The sequence below is a fragment of the Roseixanthobacter finlandensis genome (assembly GCF_043195105.2).
In the GTDB taxonomy this organism is placed as follows: Bacteria; Pseudomonadota; Alphaproteobacteria; order Rhizobiales; family Xanthobacteraceae; genus NCEH01.
The window spans coordinates 2,798,731-2,818,724 of sequence record NZ_CM195536.1; the positions used below are offsets into that span (position 1 = coordinate 2,798,731).

General features: G+C 65.9%; 26 protein-coding genes. 4 read left to right on the plus strand and 22 right to left on the minus strand.

The features are described from left to right. Positions 1–17 precede the first annotated feature (17 nt). From V5G24_RS13190 to V5G24_RS13260, 15 genes are all read right to left on the minus strand, one after another. Positions 18–404 carry a hypothetical protein gene (locus V5G24_RS13190; RefSeq protein WP_394085819.1) on the minus strand — a complete coding sequence of 129 codons (387 nt, stop codon included), beginning with the start codon at positions 402–404 and terminating at the stop codon, positions 18–20. A 115-nt stretch (positions 405–519) separates the two neighbouring features. Beyond that, on the minus strand, positions 520–1,533 hold the full coding sequence (locus tag V5G24_RS13195) for a major capsid protein (protein WP_394085818.1): 1,014 nt from the start codon (positions 1,531–1,533) through the stop codon (positions 520–522). Between the two features lie 82 nt (positions 1,534–1,615). After that, the gene (locus V5G24_RS13200) at positions 1,616–2,275 is read right to left on the minus strand and encodes a head decoration protein (protein WP_394085817.1); all 660 of its coding nucleotides are present in this window, start codon (positions 2,273–2,275) and stop codon (positions 1,616–1,618) included. A gap of 46 nt (positions 2,276–2,321) precedes the next feature. Continuing rightward, the gene (locus V5G24_RS13205) at positions 2,322–3,290 is read right to left on the minus strand and encodes an HK97 family phage prohead protease (protein ID WP_394085815.1); all 969 of its coding nucleotides are present in this window, start codon (positions 3,288–3,290) and stop codon (positions 2,322–2,324) included. Next, positions 3,268–4,770, minus strand: coding sequence for a phage portal protein (locus tag V5G24_RS13210; RefSeq protein WP_394085814.1), 1,503 nt, complete (start codon positions 4,768–4,770; stop codon positions 3,268–3,270). Before V5G24_RS13210 ends, V5G24_RS13205 begins: the two co-directional genes overlap by 23 nt. Then, complete coding sequence (locus V5G24_RS13215; protein WP_394085813.1) at positions 4,770–4,994, minus strand: phage head-tail joining protein; 225 nt, start codon at positions 4,992–4,994, stop codon at positions 4,770–4,772. The genes V5G24_RS13210 and V5G24_RS13215 overlap by 1 nt, the downstream gene beginning before the upstream one ends. 14 nt (positions 4,995–5,008) lie before the next feature. Further along, entirely contained in the window at positions 5,009–7,021 is a 2,013-nt protein-coding gene (locus V5G24_RS13220) for a terminase gpA endonuclease subunit (RefSeq protein WP_394085812.1), read from the minus strand. Then, positions 7,018–7,608: an ArsR family transcriptional regulator gene (locus tag V5G24_RS13225; RefSeq protein WP_394085811.1), complete on the minus strand. Its 591-nt coding sequence runs from the start codon at positions 7,606–7,608 to the stop codon at positions 7,018–7,020. Before V5G24_RS13225 ends, V5G24_RS13220 begins: the two co-directional genes overlap by 4 nt. Before the next feature lie 295 nt (positions 7,609–7,903). Further along, positions 7,904–8,734, minus strand: coding sequence for a hypothetical protein (locus V5G24_RS13230; protein WP_394085810.1), 831 nt, complete (start codon positions 8,732–8,734; stop codon positions 7,904–7,906). A gap of 365 nt (positions 8,735–9,099) precedes the next feature. Next, positions 9,100–10,815 (minus strand): DNA primase family protein, encoded by a 1,716-nt coding sequence (locus V5G24_RS13235; RefSeq protein ID WP_394085809.1) that lies wholly within the window; start codon positions 10,813–10,815, stop codon positions 9,100–9,102. Continuing rightward, positions 10,812–11,663 carry a phage antirepressor N-terminal domain-containing protein gene (locus V5G24_RS13240; RefSeq protein WP_394085808.1) on the minus strand — a complete coding sequence of 284 codons (852 nt, stop codon included), beginning with the start codon at positions 11,661–11,663 and terminating at the stop codon, positions 10,812–10,814. Before V5G24_RS13240 ends, V5G24_RS13235 begins: the two co-directional genes overlap by 4 nt. Continuing rightward, positions 11,660–12,094 (minus strand): hypothetical protein, encoded by a 435-nt coding sequence (locus V5G24_RS13245; protein WP_394085807.1) that lies wholly within the window; start codon positions 12,092–12,094, stop codon positions 11,660–11,662. Before V5G24_RS13245 ends, V5G24_RS13240 begins: the two co-directional genes overlap by 4 nt. Positions 12,095–12,096: 2 nt before the next feature. Next, a complete protein-coding gene (locus V5G24_RS13250; RefSeq protein ID WP_394085805.1) occupies positions 12,097–12,603 on the minus strand; it encodes a hypothetical protein in 507 nt (168 codons plus the stop codon). A gap of 254 nt (positions 12,604–12,857) precedes the next feature. Beyond that, positions 12,858–13,493, minus strand: coding sequence for an HNH endonuclease (locus V5G24_RS13255; protein WP_394085804.1), 636 nt, complete (start codon positions 13,491–13,493; stop codon positions 12,858–12,860). A gap of 79 nt (positions 13,494–13,572) precedes the next feature. After that, positions 13,573–14,160, minus strand: a complete 588-nt coding sequence (locus V5G24_RS13260; protein WP_394085803.1) for an MT-A70 family methyltransferase — start codon at positions 14,158–14,160, stop codon at positions 13,573–13,575. A 98-nt stretch (positions 14,161–14,258) separates the two neighbouring features. Between V5G24_RS13260 and V5G24_RS13265 the strand changes: the two genes are divergently transcribed. Next, positions 14,259–14,468 carry a type II toxin-antitoxin system HicA family toxin gene (locus tag V5G24_RS13265; RefSeq protein ID WP_394085802.1) on the plus strand — a complete coding sequence of 70 codons (210 nt, stop codon included), beginning with the start codon at positions 14,259–14,261 and terminating at the stop codon, positions 14,466–14,468. Between the two features lie 42 nt (positions 14,469–14,510). Further along, positions 14,511–14,984 (plus strand): type II toxin-antitoxin system HicB family antitoxin, encoded by a 474-nt coding sequence (locus V5G24_RS13270; RefSeq protein ID WP_394085801.1) that lies wholly within the window; start codon positions 14,511–14,513, stop codon positions 14,982–14,984. A gap of 14 nt (positions 14,985–14,998) precedes the next feature. On the opposite strand, the gene V5G24_RS13275 is transcribed toward V5G24_RS13270, so the two are convergent. The 6 genes from V5G24_RS13275 to V5G24_RS13300 all read right to left on the minus strand — a co-directional run bounded on the left by V5G24_RS13275 (position 14,999) and on the right by V5G24_RS13300 (position 18,640). Further along, entirely contained in the window at positions 14,999–15,715 is a 717-nt protein-coding gene (locus V5G24_RS13275) for a GcrA family cell cycle regulator (RefSeq protein WP_394085800.1), read from the minus strand. Beyond that, positions 15,712–16,974, minus strand: a complete 1,263-nt coding sequence (locus tag V5G24_RS13280; RefSeq protein WP_394085799.1) for a DUF7146 domain-containing protein — start codon at positions 16,972–16,974, stop codon at positions 15,712–15,714. Before V5G24_RS13280 ends, V5G24_RS13275 begins: the two co-directional genes overlap by 4 nt. Continuing rightward, positions 16,967–17,209: a helix-turn-helix domain-containing protein gene (locus V5G24_RS13285; RefSeq protein WP_394085798.1), complete on the minus strand. Its 243-nt coding sequence runs from the start codon at positions 17,207–17,209 to the stop codon at positions 16,967–16,969. Before V5G24_RS13285 ends, V5G24_RS13280 begins: the two co-directional genes overlap by 8 nt. A gap of 3 nt (positions 17,210–17,212) precedes the next feature. Next, positions 17,213–17,473 (minus strand): hypothetical protein, encoded by a 261-nt coding sequence (locus tag V5G24_RS13290; protein ID WP_394085797.1) that lies wholly within the window; start codon positions 17,471–17,473, stop codon positions 17,213–17,215. Between the two features lie 22 nt (positions 17,474–17,495). Beyond that, a complete protein-coding gene (locus V5G24_RS13295; protein WP_394085796.1) occupies positions 17,496–18,020 on the minus strand; it encodes a hypothetical protein in 525 nt (174 codons plus the stop codon). Positions 18,021–18,127: 107 nt separating this feature from the next. Continuing rightward, positions 18,128–18,640 carry a hypothetical protein gene (locus V5G24_RS13300; RefSeq protein ID WP_394085795.1) on the minus strand — a complete coding sequence of 171 codons (513 nt, stop codon included), beginning with the start codon at positions 18,638–18,640 and terminating at the stop codon, positions 18,128–18,130. Between the two features lie 116 nt (positions 18,641–18,756). Here V5G24_RS13300 and V5G24_RS13305 point away from each other — a divergent pair, with 116 nt between their 5' ends. After that, entirely contained in the window at positions 18,757–19,032 is a 276-nt protein-coding gene (locus tag V5G24_RS13305) for a hypothetical protein (RefSeq protein WP_394085794.1), read from the plus strand. A 32-nt stretch (positions 19,033–19,064) separates the two neighbouring features. On the opposite strand, the gene V5G24_RS13310 is transcribed toward V5G24_RS13305, so the two are convergent. Then, a complete protein-coding gene (locus tag V5G24_RS13310) occupies positions 19,065–19,400 on the minus strand; it encodes a hypothetical protein (protein ID WP_394085793.1) in 336 nt (111 codons plus the stop codon). A 279-nt stretch (positions 19,401–19,679) separates the two neighbouring features. On the opposite strand from V5G24_RS13310, the gene V5G24_RS13315 reads away from it, so the two are divergent. Continuing rightward, positions 19,680–19,958, plus strand: a complete 279-nt coding sequence (locus V5G24_RS13315; RefSeq protein WP_394085792.1) for a hypothetical protein — start codon at positions 19,680–19,682, stop codon at positions 19,956–19,958. Positions 19,959–19,994: the final 36 nt, after the last annotated feature.

A 19,994-nucleotide genomic window follows, 5' to 3' on the forward strand; every position in this document is an offset into this window, starting at 1 on the left:
CGCATCGGGCCAGCATGTCATATCCTACTGAGATCGAGACGAACGCGGTCGAACCGATAGGGGTCCCGCGCCATCACCTCGAACCGGGGCTGCCCGGGCAGCTCCAGGGCGATGACGATATCCCCGGTCCGAAATTCGAAGCCCGGGGGGATATGGACCTGATCCATGGAGAGCGTGCCGCGCCGCGCCACGATGCTGGAGCGCCAATCCTCGCTATTGGTGCCGCTGGTCTCGACGATCTTGGACGTCGCGGAGATCTGCGCCGGCGCGGTGAAGGAGACGCGCGTGGGATCGGAAACCGTCCCGTAATTCCCCTTCTGCATGGGGCGCACTTCCACGGAACGGGCCATGTGACGGTCGACGACGCAATTAAGCTCGGCGCGGGCGCGATCGAACGGCGTCATGGAAACCTCGCGCTGTCGGGAAAGGGCGCCACCACCGATTGACCCCGCGATTCAGATCCAGCCGACGGGCGGTCGGGGTCGGTGCGCGGCGCCCTAACCATGCAGGGCTCCGCGATCAGTTGGCGGCGCTGGAGCCCTTGATCAACACCTTCGGCTTGAGGCACAGCGAGATGGGGTTCGACTGCACCTCGAGCCGATAGCCCTTGTTGTTGGGCATGAGGAAGGCCCGCAGGTAGCGCGGCAGGCCCATGGTGTTGACCGTGTCGTTGTAATCCGCCGGGGCGAAGCGGGTGATGAAGAGGCCGGGCGCGCCCATGGGGAAGAACTGCAAGTCATCGTCGCCGATGAAATTGGCGAGGCCGCCGGTGCGGTAGCGCTCGAAGGTGATGTCGCCGAACTGAAAGGTGCGCGGCAGGCCCTGGCGCAGGAACGCGGCCTCCACCGTGTTCTTGTAGCTGTCGACCACTTCCTTGTGCTTGAACAGCTTCTTATAGGCGGAACGGCCGGCGAGACAGTGCACGTGCGAATAAGGCGTGCCGGTGAGATTGTTCTCGACCGTCTCAATGATGCTGTCGCAGGCATCGCGCAGGACGCCGGATCCCGGATTGGCGTTGCCGAGATCGAGATAAGCCACGGATTCCTGCGCCACGCCGAATTCGTTGAACAGGTTGTAGCGGACCTGCCCCAGCTTGTTGAGGATGATGCCCTTCAGGGCACCCACCCGCTGATATTCGAGCGACAGGTCGAAATCGCGAAAATGCTTCATGGAGCGCTGCACGACGCGGGTTTCGACCGTCTCGCGCTGATCGGTGGTGCCGAACACGCGCTTACCCTGGACTTCCTCGGCCATCACGGCTTCGTCGCGTTGCCAGTGGGGCACCACGAGCTTGCGCATGCGCTCGTAATCCTTGGCCGTGGTCTCGCCGGGCCCGCCGCGGGCCGTCTCGGCGACGAGCTCGAGCGTGCCGTCGCGCTCCTCGATGGCAAGGTCTGTGGTGTCGATTCCCGCCTCGTCGAAGATGTTGAGCGCGCCCACCTGACCGGGGGCGAAGGGCTCGTTGTTGACGCTGGCGGTGAGGGTGGTGAAATCGAAGGCATCGCCTTCGAAGGCGTCGAGCATCTGAGGCATGTTGCGCTCCAGTTCCTGGCCCCCGGCCGTCCTGGCGGGGCGAGATGGTGGGAAAGCCGGGTTGCGGCGGGGAAGCGAACCGTCAGCGGACCTTGATGCCGACGGCGGCGAGGGAGGCGATCGCGGCGGCCTTGGCGGGCGCGCTGATACCGGAGGGCCATGCGATGTTGGGACCCATCAATTCCGCATCGGCCGTGATGCCGGCGGTCATCTTGGTCTCGCCGGCACCGGTGAGGCCGGGATAGATCGAATAGGCGATGGGGATCTGCGCGCCGTCGGTGGCTGCCGGGTCGAAGGCCTTGTACTGCGCGCCCGCGATCACCACCGCGATGAGAGCCGTATCGCCGGCGACGAAGTCGGACGTGCCGTCCGCGATGGTGAATTTCACCACGCCGGTGAAGGCGACACCGACCGTGCCGTTGCCCACCACCACGCCGGTCGGATCCTCCACGATGAAAGCGCCGGCGTCCGCGGCGGGCTCGATGAAGACCACCCGGTAGATGCCCGCCTTCACGCCGGCGCCATAGGGCGTGCCGGCGAGGGTGAGCACGCCCTTGTTGGCGCCGGCCACATCGGTCTTGGTGACCGTGACGGCGCCCGTGGGCAGCACCGCGCCCAGCAGGGAATTGGCCGGGAAATCCTGGTTCTCGGCCAGCATGAGGTTATCGCGGGACCGATTCCCGCTCGCCTCGGAAAGGATGGCCTCGCCGGGACGGCGGGCACGGGTGAGGACGGTGGACATGGGAAACCTCGCGATTTCGCGGGTGGAGAAACGCCGGGCGAAAGGCTCAGCGCGTGGCGGCGGCGCGCGTGGCTTCCATGCGACGCGCGTAGACATTCTTGGGATCGAGCGCCTCGGCGCGCTTCGCCTCGTCGGGGTTCGGCGGCATGCTGCCCTGGTGGTGCGGGTTCTGCCGCTTCGACTGGAGCGTGGAGGCCTTGGTCTGCAGGGCATCCGTGGCCTCTTCGAGTGAGCGGGCCGTGCCCATCACTTCGATGGCGGCGGCGGCGTCGAGCCCGAAGGACAGGGCGCGCGCCTGAACCTTGGCCATCTCGCCGGCCGCCCAGGTGTGTTCCTGCGGGGCCGCTCCGGACGGGGCCGGCTGGGTTTCGCTGCGGGCGCCCTGGGCTGGATCGGCGGCTGGATTGGCGGGCGGAACGACGGGGGGAACGACAGGATCGGACATGCGGCTATCCTCGAAGACGATGGGATAAGTCGGGGCATCGGCGGAGCGCACGCCGGCGCCCGCATCCGCCCCGACAGCGACGAAGGAAATTTCGTAAGGCTGCCAGTCGATGACGCGCCACAGCATCATCCCGCTGGCCTGGCGGATGCGCTCCACCTTGCGCAGGAGGTATCCGACCGAGACGTTACGAATGATGCCGTCCACGACCTTGCGGAATACCCGGTCAGCATCGGGATCATCCTCGGCCTTGGCGAAGCGCACCGTGGCGCGGCCTTCGCCCTTTTCGATCATGGCGCGGACCACGACGCCGAGAATGCCGGACAGCGACCATTGGGAATGGGCCGCCAGAAGCGGCGCGCCGGAATTCAGCCGGTTGAGGTCAACAGCTTCAGCGGAAACGACGAGCTCTTCCTCGTACGGCTCTTCGCGATACCAGTCGTAGCGGAGAACTCGGGCGCCGGTGGTCCACACCAGATCGATGGTGCGCGCCTCCACGTCGAAGGCAGAGACCGCGATGGCGCGCGTCTGCATCGGCAGCGCGAAGGCATCACTGCGCGGCTGGTGGGTCATTTGCGTCTTCCTGTGAGGGAATGCCCGGCGCCTGGCCGAATGCGATGCCGGCCTTGGCCAGCAGCGGCGCGTCTTGCTCCATTTCTTCCAGCCGTTCGTCCGGGTCGTAGCCCCGGGCGGCGACTTCCTCGCGCCAGCTTTCTAGGCCGAGGGCAAGTTCGGTTTCCTTGGCCTTGGCGTCCTTCAGCGGGTCCACCCAAGGACGGCGGGGCGGTGTCCATTCCGAGCGCGAATCGCCCGAAACGCCCTGCCCGCGCGCCGTCGCCGCGGCGAGCACCCGGCGGTCGGCCGTGCGCAGCATCTGCGGCACGGCCATCAGCCATTGCCACTGATCGAGCAGGGGCCAGAAATCGAGCTTCCCTTCCCGCATGGACGAGAAGTTCGTGCGGGTCAGGTCGCCCGAAATGGACGAATAGGGCAGGCCCGTGGCCGCCGCCGACGCCAGCAATTGCCGCGTCATGTGGTCGACATAGCCGTTGGACGGGGTGGGCGTGACCGGCGAGACTTCCTCGCCGTCATTGAGATAGGCGATCATGCCGGGGGCGATCTTCTCCAGCCGCCGGCCGCGCTTGTCTGTTCCCTGGGCTTCGCGCTGCGCTAGGTTGCTCGCGCCCTGCCCGGTGCGCCGCACGAAGATGGTGAGGCATGCCTCGATCTTCTTGCGGACGAGCTCAGCCTCCTCGTAATCCCCCGCGTCGCGCAACCGCAGCAAGGTGGGTGCGAGCCACGGCACACCCGTCACCTGCCCCGCCCGATCGATGCGGAATATGTGATCCACCTCGCTCGCCGGCACCCGCTCCGACAGGAACGTGCTGCTGCGGATCAGCGTGATCTCGCCCGGATGGATCGGGAACAGCCAGTAAGCCGCGCGCCGGCCGAAGGAATCGTATTCGACGCCGCTGATCACCACATTGCCGGAGGGCAGGATCTCGGTCTTGGCGAGATCGAGGTGATCGTGCTCCAGAACCTCGCACTGGAGGGGCACCTTCAGCCCCCATTCCGGCGGCCGCACATACCAGCGGATGAAGGCGGCCCCGCCCTCGACCACCTCGCCGATGGCCTGGGCCTGCTTTCCGTTCCAGTCCGACAGGCCCTCGGGATCGCAATTGTCCGAAAAGGCGTTCCACAGGTCGCGCCGGCGCTTCTTCGTCGTCTTCGAGAGCCCTGCGGGCGGGCGCGGCGTGAAGCCGGTTCCGACGATATGGGCCACCAGCTTCTGCTTGGCGTTCCGCGCCCACTCGTTATTGCGGACCATATCCCGCGAGCGGTTGCGGATGGTGGGCAGCGCGCCCGACATCTCGCGGCTGATCGATCCGCCGGAGGTCTGCCACGAGGCCGTGCGCCGGTCGTGGCGGGCCGCGTCAAACCCGCGCACCGTCTCCTGAACCTGTTCCAGGCCGAACTTGTCGGACAGGCGGCGGGCGCCCCAGCCCGGCGAAACGGAGGCGATCGCGCGCTCGAAGGCGTTCAGCTGCGCCATCAGCCGCGCTCAAACTGCGCGAGGGTGGATGGCAGGACCTCGCGACCGCCAGCGCCGGCGAGCTGGGCTTTGGCATAGGTGAGCGCCTGCATCAGCTCGCTCATGGAGCGATATTGCACACGCTGGCGTTCGCCACCGAGTTCCACTTCGACGAGGAGTTCGCCCATGGCGACGGCACGCTCAAGGCGCGCCACGTCAGCGGCGGTGAACGTGGTATCCGTCATGGGTCCGCCCGGGGTCAGAAATCGATGTTGAATCCGCCCAGCCAGCTATCCGGCTGCGGCTCTGGCTCTGGCGCTTCGAAAGGCCTCTCTGGCTCGCTGCGGCCAATCCCCGCCGCCATCACCTGGTGCGGCTCGGGTGCGAACAGATCCGGCGTCAATGTCCCGTCCGGCACCTGGCGCCGGCGGGCCAGCTCGCGCCATTCCTCCGGCGACATGGCGGATAGGCCGAGGTGTTCGGCCATCGCCATGTTGCCGATCCGGCAATCGAGATAGTGGTTTTCCCCGCGCTTGGTCCAGCGGCGCCCGGTGACGCGCCCGCGGTTGATCACGTCTTCGAGGAATTCCGACGTGATCTGCTTGAAATAAATCTCGTCAAGCCATAGCGCGAAATGGCAATAGCCCGGCGGATTGATGGTGAGCCCATCCTCCGACACCCGCGATTTGCGCAGGTAGTCGTAAAAATCGAGCTTCAGGGACCATGTTCCGGTCTTCCAGAGCTTCGCGCCGTTCTTCGTGACCCGACCTTCTAGGTCGATGTCCACCAGCTTCGGCTGGGCCGAGATCGCGGGACGCTCCCAGCCATCCTCGCCCTTCAGGGCATAGGCGCTGCCGCGCTTCGCGCACCAGGCATAGACCTGATTGGCGCGCCCGCCGTCGCCCGCGTCCACCCCGAAGGCGTCGGCGCGACGGCGATTGCCGAAGGCGTCCTCATAGCTGCGCTCGTAGATTTCGGCGAGCGAGACCCAGGCCCCGCGCCGGTCATCCGTGGTATCTCCGTCGAGGAAGCCGACGTCGATGGTCCATGACCTTTTGTCGGGCCCCCAGGCCACCACCTCGAAATAGATGCCGGAGTGCTGGACGTCCGCCATCACGGTGATGAGCAGTGCGTGTGCCGGGATGCGCCGGCGCGGGAAATCCTCGCGCCGCTCCATCAACCGAACATGGTCCGGCGCATCGCCCCGGAACTTGTAGGGCAGGCCCAGCACCAGATTGTGCAGGTCCTTCTGATCCTTCTCGGTCTTGGCCTTTATGACATCCTCGGCAATGGCCTCATAGGACATCATCAGCGAAATGAACGCGTCGATGTGGAAACCCGGCTCGCGGCCCAGGCCCGGCATCTGCGGGTGCCAGTAGCCCTCGCGCACCGCGATCACGCGCTCGGGCTCGGAGATTTGGTGCGTGCAGCTCGGGCACTGGTAATAGCTTTTGTGCGGATGCTCGCGGTCCACACGGAACAGGGCGATGTCGTGCACGAACGCGCGATTGCACTCCGGGCAGCGCACCCGCCAGAACCGTTGATCCGATCGCTTGAAGGCGCGGTCGATGCGACAGTGGCCGGCGGTCTCGCCCGTTTCGTCGCCGGTGTCTATTTCCGGCGTCGAGATATCGAGGATCTTGAACGACTTGGTGCGCCGGAAGGCGGTAAAGCGGCCGAAAAACAGATTCTCCGGATCGCCAACGCCGGGAATGTCCTGCCATTTCGACAGTTCGTCCCGCACGCCCTTCTTCACCGTCTTCATGGACAGGTCCATGACGGCGTTGGCGTTCGCCAGCGACAGGTAGCCGCCAGGGAAGCGCTTCTCGTACGTGGTCGAGCCCGTGCCGGCGCGAGCGGTCACCGGATAGATCACCGTGCGCTTCATACGCCGCTGCCAGGCGTCGATAAGCGGTTGCAGCTTCTGCCCGCTGATGTCCCGCAGGGTCTCCAGGCCCGGCACCGCATAGAGCGTGTTCGCGGGCTCCCGTTCTGCGATGTAGAGGCACCAGCCGAGCGCCAGGATCGAGGCGCCGGTCTGCTGCGACTTGCGCACCGTCACGAAATTGCACGGGTGATCGTCCGAAAGGCAATCGGCGATCTCGGGCAGATAGGGCGCCCCTTCCGGCGACCACAGCTCGCCGGACGATTCCCCGTCCACCAGCACCAGATTCTCGGCCAGCCAGCGCGACGGCGGCATCGGTTCCGGCGGCTTCACGCCCCGCGAAATCCGTCCGGACACCAGGCGCAGCGCACCAGGATGGCCGCTCACGTCGAAGCCTCCTCCGACCGACTGGTGTCCTCGATCGGGGCGGCGTCAGACATCTCTGCGAGCGCACGGGCGACGTCTTCGCGCATCCGGCTGGCGAGCACCTTCAGGTGGACGCGGGCACCGTGGGTGCCGTCCTTCGCGACGGCCGCTGAAATCTCGTCTGCGGCGCGCGGCAAGCGATCGATGACGTGGATGATGCGCTCGCAGACCTGTTCGAGCGCGTTCTCCACCATGTCCTTGCGCACCAGCTCGCCCTTGATTTCGGCAAGCTCCAGGCGGCGCTTTTCGGCCTCGTGCCACGTCTTTTGGCGCAGTGCCTCGTCGTATGACTCATTCGGCTTTAGCGGCGGTTCAGGGATGTCCCGTCGCGGCGCCTGGGCCTTCGAGGGGTCTCCAAGCTTCCCGCGCAGGTGATCGTACTGGACCACGTTGAACGAGACGATGGCGCCGAGCCCGTTGCGCTCCACCAGCAGATGATGCCGCTCGGCGAGCTCGCGGACCTTCTTCGTGACCGCCTGTTTCGTGACCCCGTCGCGCTCTGCCACGCGCGCGGCCGTCCACATGACAGCATCGGGCGCGGCAACCATGGTTGTTGCGTCCGACAACATCGACAACCCTGATTTTGAGACCGCTCAACTGGCAAAAGCCCGGGAGCAGCGTGCCCGCGGAGGGTGGGGGTGCCGGGGGAGGACCCGCGTTGGGGGGGGCGCGCCACGTTGGTGGGGAATGGGAGGGCTTGAGGGCGCCCCTCTGGCCGGGCCGGGGGCATGAAAAAACCCGGCGCGCTGCGAAGCGACCGGGTTACTTTTTATCTGTGACAAGTGATGCTCCAAATTCCACCCGCACGTCAAGCGGGTGCTGAATTCTTTTTCGGGGCGTCGATCACGTCACAGCCGATTCACCCACAGGGGGACGGCTGACTGCGCTGCACACATGCGCCTCCCACGGCCGTGCGGGACGTGCGGAATGATGCACGAGATGCGCACTCAGGCCCTGATCCGCAAGGGTTTCGGCGAGGCAGCCGAGCGCGGCAATCCAGAGCTCATATTCGCCGCGCTCGACCACGATGGGCGCAGGGTCGGGGACGAGTTCGAACTTGCGATACGCACCGGGGAAAGGCCTCTGCCGCGAACCATTGAAGCCGTCAATCTCGACCACGCTCGCCACGGGCCCAAATGCGCCAGGGCTGAGATGCGTGATCTGGCGAAACCACCTCGGCTTGCCGTTCGCACCACTCACGACGCGGCGGACGGGAGGCCCTGCCTCCCACGCCGGCGCGCATCCAAGGATTGCCTGGCGGATCACGAGCCGCGAAAGGGGTTGGCGAACCTTCCTGCGCCCTTCCTCGGTGAGGGGCGACAATCGATCGAGCCCGCGCCGAACCGCCTCGGCGCCCTCCTCACCAAGATCGCCCATATCCGTCAACGGGTTCCAACCCTCAGGCAATTCCACATCGAGCTTAGCCAAATCCTCCACCGCCGCCGCCACCGCGAGCGCGTCGGGGTGCGGATCGCCGCCCTCGACCTCGAGCGGCACGAGCCCCCATTGATTGAGGATATCCGGCTCCTGCACCACGGTCAGCAATTCACCGTAACGCGACAAGGATGACCACCCCGACCGAATAGCGGCAACCAACGAGGTCGGGCGCCCGACCTTAGGCAACTCATCGCAATAGGCCCAACGCACCAGATGCTCGATATCGATCGTTTTCATTGCCCATCCCTTCCGGTTCAACGCTTTGCGAGGGTTGCGAGGGTTCGATCCTCAGGCCGCGAACCCTCGCGGATTTTTTCTTGACGCTTTTTCAATTGGTTATCTGTCGCTTTGCGAGAGTTGCGAGGGTTGCGAGGGTTTCTCTTAGATGTATGAGAAAATTCGCCCCCTATCCCCCCGTTGTTCCATGTGTGCGTACGCGCAAAACCCTCGCAACCCTCGCACTTCTCCGCCAAGCCCCTGCCCTGGTTATCGAATTCCGGTTGCGAGGGTTCGCACGCACCCTCGCAAAACCTTCGCAACCCTCGGTGGCCGGCGCGCAACAGTCCGCGCACAATCCGGCCGACGCCTTGCCTGCGAGGGTGTCATTCGAGGTCGCCATAGGGATTTTGGGGGCTGCGGGGCGCGTCCGCGTGCTGCGCATCGGGCCGGGCGGGCACGTCGTGCAGGCGGCAGTCGAGATAGCGGCGCACGCGCTCCTTGGTCTTGGTCAGGCCCTTGTGGGGCATGGCCGAGCCGAACGCGGTCTCCTTCCAAGGTCTTCGCGCGTTTGCGAGCGACCATGAGACATAGGCCTCGTACATCTGGCGCGCGGTGACGCTGGCATTCTCGCTCGGATCGGTCCTTTCGACGCAATCGGCCATGAATGAGCCGATAGGGTCCATCTCCTCGCGATATTCGGCCGTTGCGGCGATCACCTCTTCCGGCGTCACCAGCCCCTCGACCAGGAAGAGGCGCGCGCCCTCGATCAGCCAGTTGAGGATGCCGGAGCGCTCGGCCGCGAACTCCGCCAGCACCTCGCCCATCTCGCGCTGTTCCGCGTCGGGAATGGTCACCTCCCAAGGCACGAGGCGCATGCGGCGCCATATGCCGTGATCCACGCCGCCAATGCGCGGCTTGTCATTGCCCGACATGACGGCCTTGAACACCGGCAGGAACTCGAAGAAGCCCTTGTTCAAATGGCGCACCAGCATGGGCTCGCCGCCTGTGAGCTGCTTGACCAGCGCTTCCTTCAGCGGCTCGCCGCGCGGCAGTTCGGACACGCGCACCAGCCGGGCGCCAGGCAGGCGGGCGAGATCCGGCGTTGCCTGGTCGCCGCGCCGCTGCCCCTGACCGGTCAGGCTCTCGGCCGAGAGCTGCTGTGCATAGGCGCCCATCAGGTCGCAGATGGCGTTGATGAAGGTGCTCTTGCCGTTCGCCCCTCCCCCGTAGTGAAACACCAGGGCCTGCACCGTGCGCCCGATGATGCCGAGGCCGTGGAACACCTGGAGAAACCGCTGCATGAGCGGATTCGGCTGGAAGCGATCGAGGAAGGCCTGGAAGCACGGGCATTTCGCGTCCTTGTCGTAAGCCACAGGCATGACCTTGGTCACCAGGTCCTCGCGCCGGTGCGGCTGGAACGAAAAGCTGCCCTTCCAGCGCACCGCATCCGGCTCGGGACATTCGGGATCGAGCTCGCGCGTGAAGCGCAGCACGCCGTTCTGCACCGCCACCAGCAGTGGATCGGCATCGAACGCGTCCACCGGCACGGTGAGATAGGGCTCGGCCTGCTGAATCATCGCCACCGTGCGGGCGCGATTGCCCGAGGAGATGCCGAACTTGCGGCGCGAGGCGCGGCGCTTGTCGAAATCCTCTTCCTTCTCGCCCGCGAATGGCTTGAGCACCCGCGCCTCGAGCACGATGCGGCTGGCTGTCCAATGGGCGCGGGTTTCAATGGCGGATTTTCCGCCCTCCATGTCCCAATGGGTGCCGGTCCACACATGCCAGCCCAGTTCGCGCCCGCAGCGCAGATCCTCGCCGAAATGGGCGATGAGCCGGCGGGCGTTGCCGATGTCGTTCTGCGCCTCACCGGCGCAGCGCTTCACGGTCTCTTCGTCGACCGCCGGGCCGGATGGCGGCGCCGCATCCTCGCCCGGGTCGAAATCCTCGAAACCATCGAAATCGCGAGCGTCTCCCTCCGGCGCCGGATCGCTCGCAGGGGGCTGCGGGGCATCGGCTGCCGCGCGGACGATGGCGGCAATGGTGGCGAGCGGGTCCATTCCAGGCGGCCCGGCGTCGGGAATAGGGGGAGGCGGAGTCAAGACGCACCATCCCCCGCACTTTCTTCCAGGCAGCGCGGACGGATGTTCTGGTAGACGGAGCGGCCGGCGATCTTGCGCTTGGCGAACCCCATGCGGCCGAAGCGGGTGAGGAAACTGTTCTCGCCGGGGTTTGCCAGATCGCGCCGCTTGCAGAAGGCGGAAAAGGCCGGCAAGAGCATGGCGGCTGGCGTCACCACGCCCCGCACCCGTTCGATACCCTCGACCGCGAAGCGGGCGACGGCATCATCCGCCTCGGCCAGGATGGCCCCCGACGGGTCCATCTCACCCACCCAGGGCAAGCCGAGGTGACGCCAGAGAGCGCGGGCGGCGGATTTTCCCGACAGCCGCTCGGTGATTTCCACCATGCGGCAGCGGGCCGAGAGGTCGGAGAGCGGGCCGAAGTCCTCCGAGGCCGAGGCGGTACGGACATTCAGTACCCCCTCACCCTCCAAGCCTTCGAAGGGAACACCGTCATGGTGCCCCCCTCGCTCTCCGAAGAAGTGGCTGAAGAGCGCCCGGTAGCATTCCCGCTTGTAGAGCAGCACTCGCCGGCGAGTCTCCTCGTCCTTCACCCGGCCTTCATCGATGGTGAACAGCCATCCGTGCACGAGGTCGAGGCGGAGAAGGGTCGTTTCCTGCGGCCCGCCGGGCGAAGGTATCACCACCATGGTGATACCTTGAGACAGGATCGGGTCGCGGCGGATCCTTTCCTGCTGCTTTCTCCATACTAACCCCAGGGCATCGCAGATCGGCTTGATCGCGATGAACACCGCGCCGTCGCGCTCAACGGCGAACAGCGTGTCCCCGTGGAACTCCACTTGGATCAAGGCAAGCGCATGGGCGGTCATTGCGAAGCTCCATCATTATCGAAGGCCGTGAGCGCGTAGCAGAGCCGCGCCATGGGGGGCAGATCGCCCATCAATTGCCGGAGCGCCGCCACGGCGCCCTTGACGTAAGAGGATTCAAAGCCCGGCTGAATGAGGCCTAAATCCAGGGCGCCCGAGATCAGCCCCTGCGCCATGAAATGGGGCGCAATGGTCGCGATCCCATCCGGGGTCGCGACGGTCCGCGTCGCCGCGCGGAACGGGTTGTCCCGCAGGAATTTCAGGCGGGCGGCGGGCGGCAGACCGAGACACCGCTGGAGATCATCCGCGCTGTGCCACGGCAAGTGCGGCCCGGGCAAAGGCGGGCGAAAGAAGCGCAGCCGGTGCGCGGCAAGATCGATGCTGTGCAAAGGATCGACCACGCTTTGGAATGAAGGCGAAAGGCGGGGTTGCATGGTCAAATCCCCTCCCCGATCAACCGAAACCGCGGATTTTCCTGATAGAAGAGGGCCAGGGCATCGGGGTCGGCGATGCCGTCTTCCGCCGGATCAAATTCGGGCAGATCGCCCGCATCCGGCTCCCTGTCGCTGTCCTGCTCCTCCGGTTCCTCGCCGGCATCCACCTCGCCGTCGATGACGGCACCGGCGTGGCGGGAGAATTCCTGGTTGGGCCATGCGTTCGACCATGCCAGAGACGGCTCGCAATCCTCCCGATCCACTCCGAGCGCGGCGAGGCGATCGAGAAGATGTTGCGGCAGATCGGCCAGGAAGACGGATCCCTCCGGCGTCAGCGCGACCGGATGAAGGCGCGCCGAGAGCGCGGAGAGGAGGGCCAGCGCCTCCTCGCCCACGAGATGCGTGATGGTCTTCGGCGGCCGCCGCGTGTGGCGCAGCGGATAGCGTTCAGGATCGGGAAAAGTGTCGACGAGGGGGCGCGCGTCCGCGCGCCTTGGCTTGCGGGCCATGGTGCTGCCTCTTGTTAGGCGTTGCGACGCGCCAACAGAGAGGCATTCCACGGCCCACCTGGTGGCGGGAGGTTGGAACCTGAAACAAGAGCAGGCGCAGTTATTCGGCCGAAGCCTTATTACCTGCCCTCCCGCCATAGGAGGCGCATCCGGAAAAATCCGGGCGCAAAAATAGCCGCGATGACGACGCGGCCAGCCGCTTGTTCGGAGGTTCCACGCTCCAAGCGGCAGGGTGGCGCGATTTGCGCGGCGCGTCAACAGCATGACACGGCATCGGCAAGATGCCGCCCTCTGTGACATGCTTCGCATAGCACTCGTAGATTTTTTATTGCAAAGGCAAGCTCAGGATAAGCAACGCGGCTTTTGATGTGATCAACATGGAGCCGAACCTGTTTCGCCGAAGCACCACACATTCCACACCGCGATTTGGCGTTCCGTATCACTTCGACGCGAAGTTGGAGCCATTCTTTGGTTGTGTAAAAGCGTTCCGCTGGAAGTTTCGCTAGCACACCCGCATGCTCTGGCTGAGCCGCCTCTTTTGATACGGGCAAATCCCAAGATGCATTGTATTTTATTTGCTTAGCCCTCGACGCTACACGCGCCCGTAGACCGCCGCGCTTACAAACGGCAGATCGCTGTCGCAACACGCATCGTGAAATCACGAATGATTTTAAATCAAATGTATTCCGCTCGGATAACGTCCGATTTCGCAAATATACTGACATTGTTGTATTTTTTACACGTTCTGGAACGTTTATTTCTTGAGAGAACCCCATTGACGAGACGATGCGGTCGAAGACATCAGAAGAACGATCCCCCGCGACAGCGGGTACGCAATAATCCGCACGCACGAAAGCCGCGTGTAGCTCGGTCAGCATAACGATTTTCATATCCGTGGCTCCGAGCAGCCACCACCCATGCCCGCGAAGAGCACGACGGTAATGCGATCATCGAGCGCGAAGGGGGCGTTCATTCCGCTGCCCCTTTGTGCTTGGAGGCGTCGAATTTTGTTGCCTCATTCCCCCACCCGTCCCAGCCGGGACGGGATTGACGCGAGAACAGATCCGCCCGCGCGGCATGCGGCGCGGCCTTTTCGACCATGGCGAAGAATTCTTCCGGCTTGCGGCTGTGCTCGCGGGCGATCCCGTCAAAGATGGACGGAAAGGCCGCGTGGCGAGGATTCCCAGCGGTGGCAACGATCACGGGTTCATGCATGGTCCTGGCGCGATATCCGGGACCCATGCGCACCTTTCCGGCCAGCGTCGTCTTCCGCCAGATGATCGATGTCTTATAGGTGAAGCCCCAGGCGTCGAGCACGCGCTGGCGTGCCGCCGGCGGGATCCATTCGCAGCACCACAGAAGAAGAAGGCAGTCGCCCCGGGCGAGATCGCCGACGCGCAAGGCCTCGATCTGGGCAAGCGACATGGTGGCGTAATGCGCCTTGGCGGACTTCCCCTCGCCCGCCTCTGAATAAAGCTCGAAATCCCAAGGCGGGTCTGCGGCGATCAGGTCATAGCCGAAGGTCCGCAAGGCGCCGAATTGCCAAGGCGCGCTCATGCCGCCATCCTGCATTTTTGTGTATCGCTACACACTTTCCCATTGACCGCGCCCGCCTCGTTGTGTATCAATACACACACAAACAACGGGGCACGAGAATGGGTCGCAAGGGCAAATCCAACCAGCCGCGCATCATCCGGCAGATGCTGGAACAGGATGGGTGGCAGGTGGTCCGCAAGGGCCCGGGCGATCACCTCCAGTTCAAGCGCCCCGATCAGCAGGGCCGCGTGACCCTGGACATGGGCGCCCGCGAGATACCCACCGGGACCCTGCGGTCCATCTACAGGCAGGCGGGGTGGGACTGGTGAGGGGCACCCCCCTCCCCTCACCAAAAGACACAGGAGCAGGACATGGCACACGCGATCGGCATCATCCACGAAGAGACCGGCACCTTCGGGATCTCCTTCCCCGACTTTCCCGGCTGCATCTCCGGCGGCACCACCCTGGATGATGCCATCGCCAATGGCGCACAGGCCCTTGCCTTCCACGTCGAGGGGATGGTGGAGGATGGTGAGGCGCTCCCCGAACTGCGGTCCCTGGATGGGATTCGAACCTGTGAACCCGAATGGGTCGAGGGCGGCATCGCGGTCGCGGTGCCGGTCGAACTGCCCGGCAAGTCGGTCCGCATCAACATCTCGGTGGACGAGCGCGCCCTGGAGCGCATCGACCGCGCCGCCCAGGCCGAGGGCAAGACCCGCTCGGGCTACCTGGTGGAAGCCGCCCTCGCCCACGCCCGCACGCAGATTGGCGAGGGGGGAACAAGCATCGTCAATCGGCCCGCGCGTGCGGTCGCCGCGCCCCGCAAGGCCGCCAAGAAAGCCTGAGATAAAGCCTGACATCACGCGCCCTCGCCGAATTGGTCGACGAGGTCCACCTCGCCCTCCGTAGGCTCAGGCAACGCGGCCATGCCGGCCCCGGCGAGCCGAGGCAGCACGGGTGCCCCCTCGGGGCGCGGGGCATAGATGAGCTTGGCGCAGGCGCGGCAATAAGAGCCCACGCCCCGCACCCGCGCGCCGCACATCAGGAGATCAGCCCCCCATCCACCGCCCACCGGCCGGCGGCACGCACCGGCCTCGATATCCGCCAGCCGCACGGGCTTATCCGGCGGCAGGAAGGCGGCGCGAAAGGCGCGAAAGCGCTCCACATGGGTCAGGCGATCACCTGTCGCGACCGGCTGGGCGGGAGGAACGGCGCGCGCGCCGCGCGGTGCAGCCCCAAGGCCTGACGTCTTAAGGCCCGCCGCCCCAAGGCATAGCTCCTTGGCACCCGGCGGCACGGCTCGCGCCTTTCCCACGGCCCACGTCTTGCGGATCTCGACGCGCTGCGCAGGCTCTTGCGCCATGGGCTGCCCCCGCTTTCGCGCCACCCGCACCTGCCCGCATCCCGGCTTCACCGCCGATTCAAGCCCAAGCCGACGCGCACGCCCGATGACGGCGTTGCGCGTGGTGTCCGCGCGACCAGCCTCAAGGATCGCGAGCGTGATCTGCGAAAAGGCCTCCCCCGCCGCGAGGCCGCGGGCAATCAGATCGTCATAAGGCTCCCAAGACGCTTTCATGCCGCCTCCCCTTCATTGGCGAGCGGTGCCCGCAGCAGATCGTCGAAATCCATCCCCGCCGGCGGCCAGGCGATGGCCACATGCGGCACGGTGGCGGCGTGGCGGCGCCGGGCGCGCTCCATGGAAAGACCGGTGGCGACGGGGTCGCTGTCGCCGTCGCCCAGCAAGGTCAGGCGCTGGATTTCCGGCGGCACGAACATCGCGGCGCTGTCGAAATCCGGCTCCGCCCCGGGCACCTTGCTGGCGCGCGTGCGGCCGCGCGCGTCCGTGGCGGTGCGCGTCGGATGCGCCACGCGGTCCAGGGCCTTGCCGGCGAGATTGCCGAGGTCGACCCCGCTCACGAATTCGGTGCGCCGCAGATCCTCGCCCGCCCCCGAAAGCGCCGTCCAGACCGCGCACACGGTCTCGATCCCCTCGCCCGCGATCTGCGCCACCGGCGCACCGCTCGCGGCGCGCACCAGCAGGATGCGATTGCCCTGTTTCGAGCCGCGCACCTTCTTAGCCGGCAGCACCTCTCCCGTGTCGGGATCGACGATTACCGCCTTGCCCTTGGGCTGGCTGAGATCGAGCCAGGTGGTGTGAAGCCCGGCGAAACTCCCGTCGGCATCGGTGATCGCCGCCACCATGGCCGGGCCACGATGAATGATGCGGGCGCATGTGCCGCCCCGGCCGTCGGGTTCGCGGCCGTGGAAATAGGGCGCGATGGGCATGAAGCGCAGCGGCGCGAACGGCGGCAGCTTGAGCCGCCGCAACGCGAAATAGGCCTGCACCGGCGTGCCATTGGCCGGCTTCGCGCCAAGCCAATGGGCATAGAGTGCCCCCCGCTCCTCTTCGCGATAGCGGTTCGATTTGGCCTCGCGCGCCGCTTCCTTTGCGCGGTGCTCTTCGGCCCGCGCCGCCAGGTCTTCCGGGCTGGCGCGCGTGCCCTCCCCGCGCGGCGGCTTGCGCCCCGTGAGCGTCTCGCACGCGCCGAGAAAATCCGCCCCGTCGAGATATTGCACCAAAGCGATGGCATCCCCCCCGCGCCCGGAGCCCCGGCAGATGAAGACGTTCTTGCGCACATTGATGCCGAACCGGTCCGTGCCGCCGCATACGGGGCATGGCCCCATGCGTTCCACCGCACCCTTGCCAAGGCGAATGCCGCGCCTGTCCACCACCTCGGCGACGGTGACGGCGCGCGCCTCGTTCACCACCTCGGCGACGGTGACGGCGCGCGCCTCGTTCACCCAGGCGTCGAAATCGGGATCGCGCTCAGACATGTGCGGCCCTCCCCATTTCGGCCATCAGCGCGCGTTCGCGCGGCGACCACACGCGCCCGTTGGCGGCTCGGCCAGCCAAGGCCCGGCGCACCCAGCGGCGCGACAGGCGCAGGCAAATGGCGATCTCGCCCACCGTGTAGCCGCGCGCGGCCATGCGGCGCGCAGCCGGGGCGCGGCGGCGGAAATAGCCGGGGCGGTGCACCACCAGCACCGGACGGGGCGAGAGCGCGCGCATGGGCTACACCGCCGCCAAAACGTCGCCGCGCCAGACGAACGGCGCGCGATCGAGGTCCACCACATCGCGCGGCGGCTTGTGGTGGCGCATCAGTGCGGCGAGCAGGCCGAGGCTTCCGGCGATGCCGTCCAGCCGGCGGAAATCCGGATTGTTGGCGCTGATGCTCTTGCGCGCCGCGTCATAATCCGCCGCAAGCTCCGCGACGAAGGACAGGCGCACGCCTCCCTTGCGCTTGTGGCCGCTGGCTTTCTGTCCGCTCCCCATGATCGCCTCCCCTCGCCAGTCGTCAGACCGCGCGCAAATTCATCTGCGCGGCATTCATGGGGGCGGAGGCATTGACCGCGCCCGCGCCCTTCACGCTCGCGAGGCCGGCGCGCATGTGGCGCAGGGAGACTTCCTGCTCCGCCAGCGAACGGTCGATCAATTCGGCCTCGGCGGGGGTGACCGTGTGGTCGGCGAGGGCCTGGGCAACCAGGACGCAGGTTTCCGCCGACCGGCGGAGCACCTCGGAATGGCGGTCCAGCAGGCTCGCGGCGGATTGGGCGGCGACCTCGTCGGTGAGCCGGCGCCCATTCACTTCCGCCATCACGGTGGTGACCACCGGCACGCCGCAATCCGCCTCGAGCGCCAGGGCGGCGGCAAGGTCGATCACGTCGCTGTCGCCCGCGCTTTGCCAGCGCGAAACCTCGGTCTTGGAGCGGTTCGCCACCTCGCCGGCGCGCACCACGCCGCCGCAGATCTTCACCAGATCCCGCGTGGCCGCCTTGATGCGATGGAACCATTGTTCATTCAGGGGCCGCGCGTCGCTCATGGGTCATCCCTTCTGTCAAGCGGCAAAAGCATTCCCATGTCGGGAAAACGCAGCGCGTTTTCCCGTACCGGGAACGGTTTCGGTGGTGTCTTGTGGGTGGCGTCAGATCACGGGGGCGGCGTCGCCCTCACAGGGACCGGAGGCTCGGAATGGGTGAACGACGGCTTGCATCTGCGGAGGAGGTGCTCTTCCGCAATTTCCTGATTGAACTCGCGAAGGCCTGCGCCCGCGACGCCGTTAGGGCTGACCCCGGCGTCAGGCCGCGCCTGCTCGACGTCGTTCAGAACATCATCCCCAAGCTCACGGCCCAGATGAAAGCCGACCCGTCCATCGTCGAGCAATTGCAGGCGCTCTCCGGGGAGATCCAGGCAATCGCCCTGTCCGGCCGCCCAATGGGAAAACCGCTCGGGCATGGTCACCGCCGCGCGCAGCAGGATGCAGGCGTAGCTGCGGGAAAGCCCGACAGCGGAGCGAAGAATTGAGGCGGGCACATGATCAAGGGCGGCGGGCAATGGCACGTCAATGCGCAAATGCCCCTCGGCGGCCGCGAACGTGTCCCGCCCCATCAGGGCGGCAATCTCCTGGAGCAGCGCAGCGCGCTCGGACGGATCATCCGCCATCCGGGCAAGGCTGGCCCAGCCCTCATCGAGGTGTGGAGCGTTCATGCCTCGACCTCCGAGGGAGGGGATGGGGCGAAGAGCGCCGGGTGGAACTCTATTAGGAATTGGACAAACGCATGACCAAAGCGATTTTCGGCGAACTCACCAACACGCTGTTTTTCTTGGGTGTCTCCAAGGTCTATGGCGACCTTGCGGGCGCCGCGAAGAAGAAGCGGCTCACCGAAAGCGATATCGGCGACGTGGAGCGGATCGCCCTCATTGATCTGAGCAAGGCCAGGGCGGCCATACCCGAATTCCCTGACGGCGGCGAAGAGGCAATCGAAGCCGCAGAAGCGCTCCTTCGCGAGTTCTTCCATGCAGCGAAGCAAGCTCGGCGTGGGGGCAAAACTTGATGCGATGTACGCATCCCATTTCTTACGATCGCTCATGCCGCGACCTCCGCGTGAGGAGCCTTCGACACCACAGCGCCGGTTTCCGGATCGCGCCGGCCGGTGAAGGTCTTGGCCAGGGCAGCCTCGGGCAAACCCCATTCGGTGTTGACGCGCCGGGCGGCTTCGCCGAGTGCCGCGCACAGGTCGCGGGCATAGTCCGTGTCGGCAAACGAGATGCAGGCCGAGCACGTATTGTCTGTCCCGCTCCCGGCGAAGAGAGAGAGCCCAAGCCCGTCCCGATGCGGGTTCAGGAATAGGAATTTCGTGGAAACCGACCAGTTGCGGCCCCAGAAATGGGCGGCCATCAGCACGCGAGGATCATCAGCCATGTCGCACACCGATCTGATCAAGGATTATGGACTTCATCTTGACGATGGGGCAGCAGGCCGGGTGGTTGGATGAGGGCGGGAACGTCATTTGCCCGGACCTCCGGTTTGACGGATGACAGCGAGGAGCGTCGGCGGAAGTGGCGCTCCGATGGAAGGCTCCCGAACGGGCAATATTCGAAGCTTGGCGATATCGCAGAGATCCGGGCTCATGCCGCGCGCCCCAGCTTGAGGGGCGGCGGGAGATGCCAACCTGAAGATCGGATCGAAGGAGAAGAAATCATGAGCGAGATGACGGACAACGAGTTGCGCGGCCGGATCATGACCTTGGAGACCATGGTCGTGACCCTGCTCGGCCACATGGCGGCGCACACCAGCGATCCTGCACAGTTCACCGCGCAGGTGATGGACAACACCGAGACCATGCTGCACCGCGCGGCAAAATCGGCGCCAAAGGAGATGGAGACCACCGTGCGGTTCGCCCTCGGGAGCTTCGAAGCGCTTTCCGGGCAGGTGCTGGCGCATGTCCACCGATATGCGGTGCCAAAGGGACGAGGCTGAAAGACAGCGCTTGAGCTTCATGCCGCGACCTCCGAG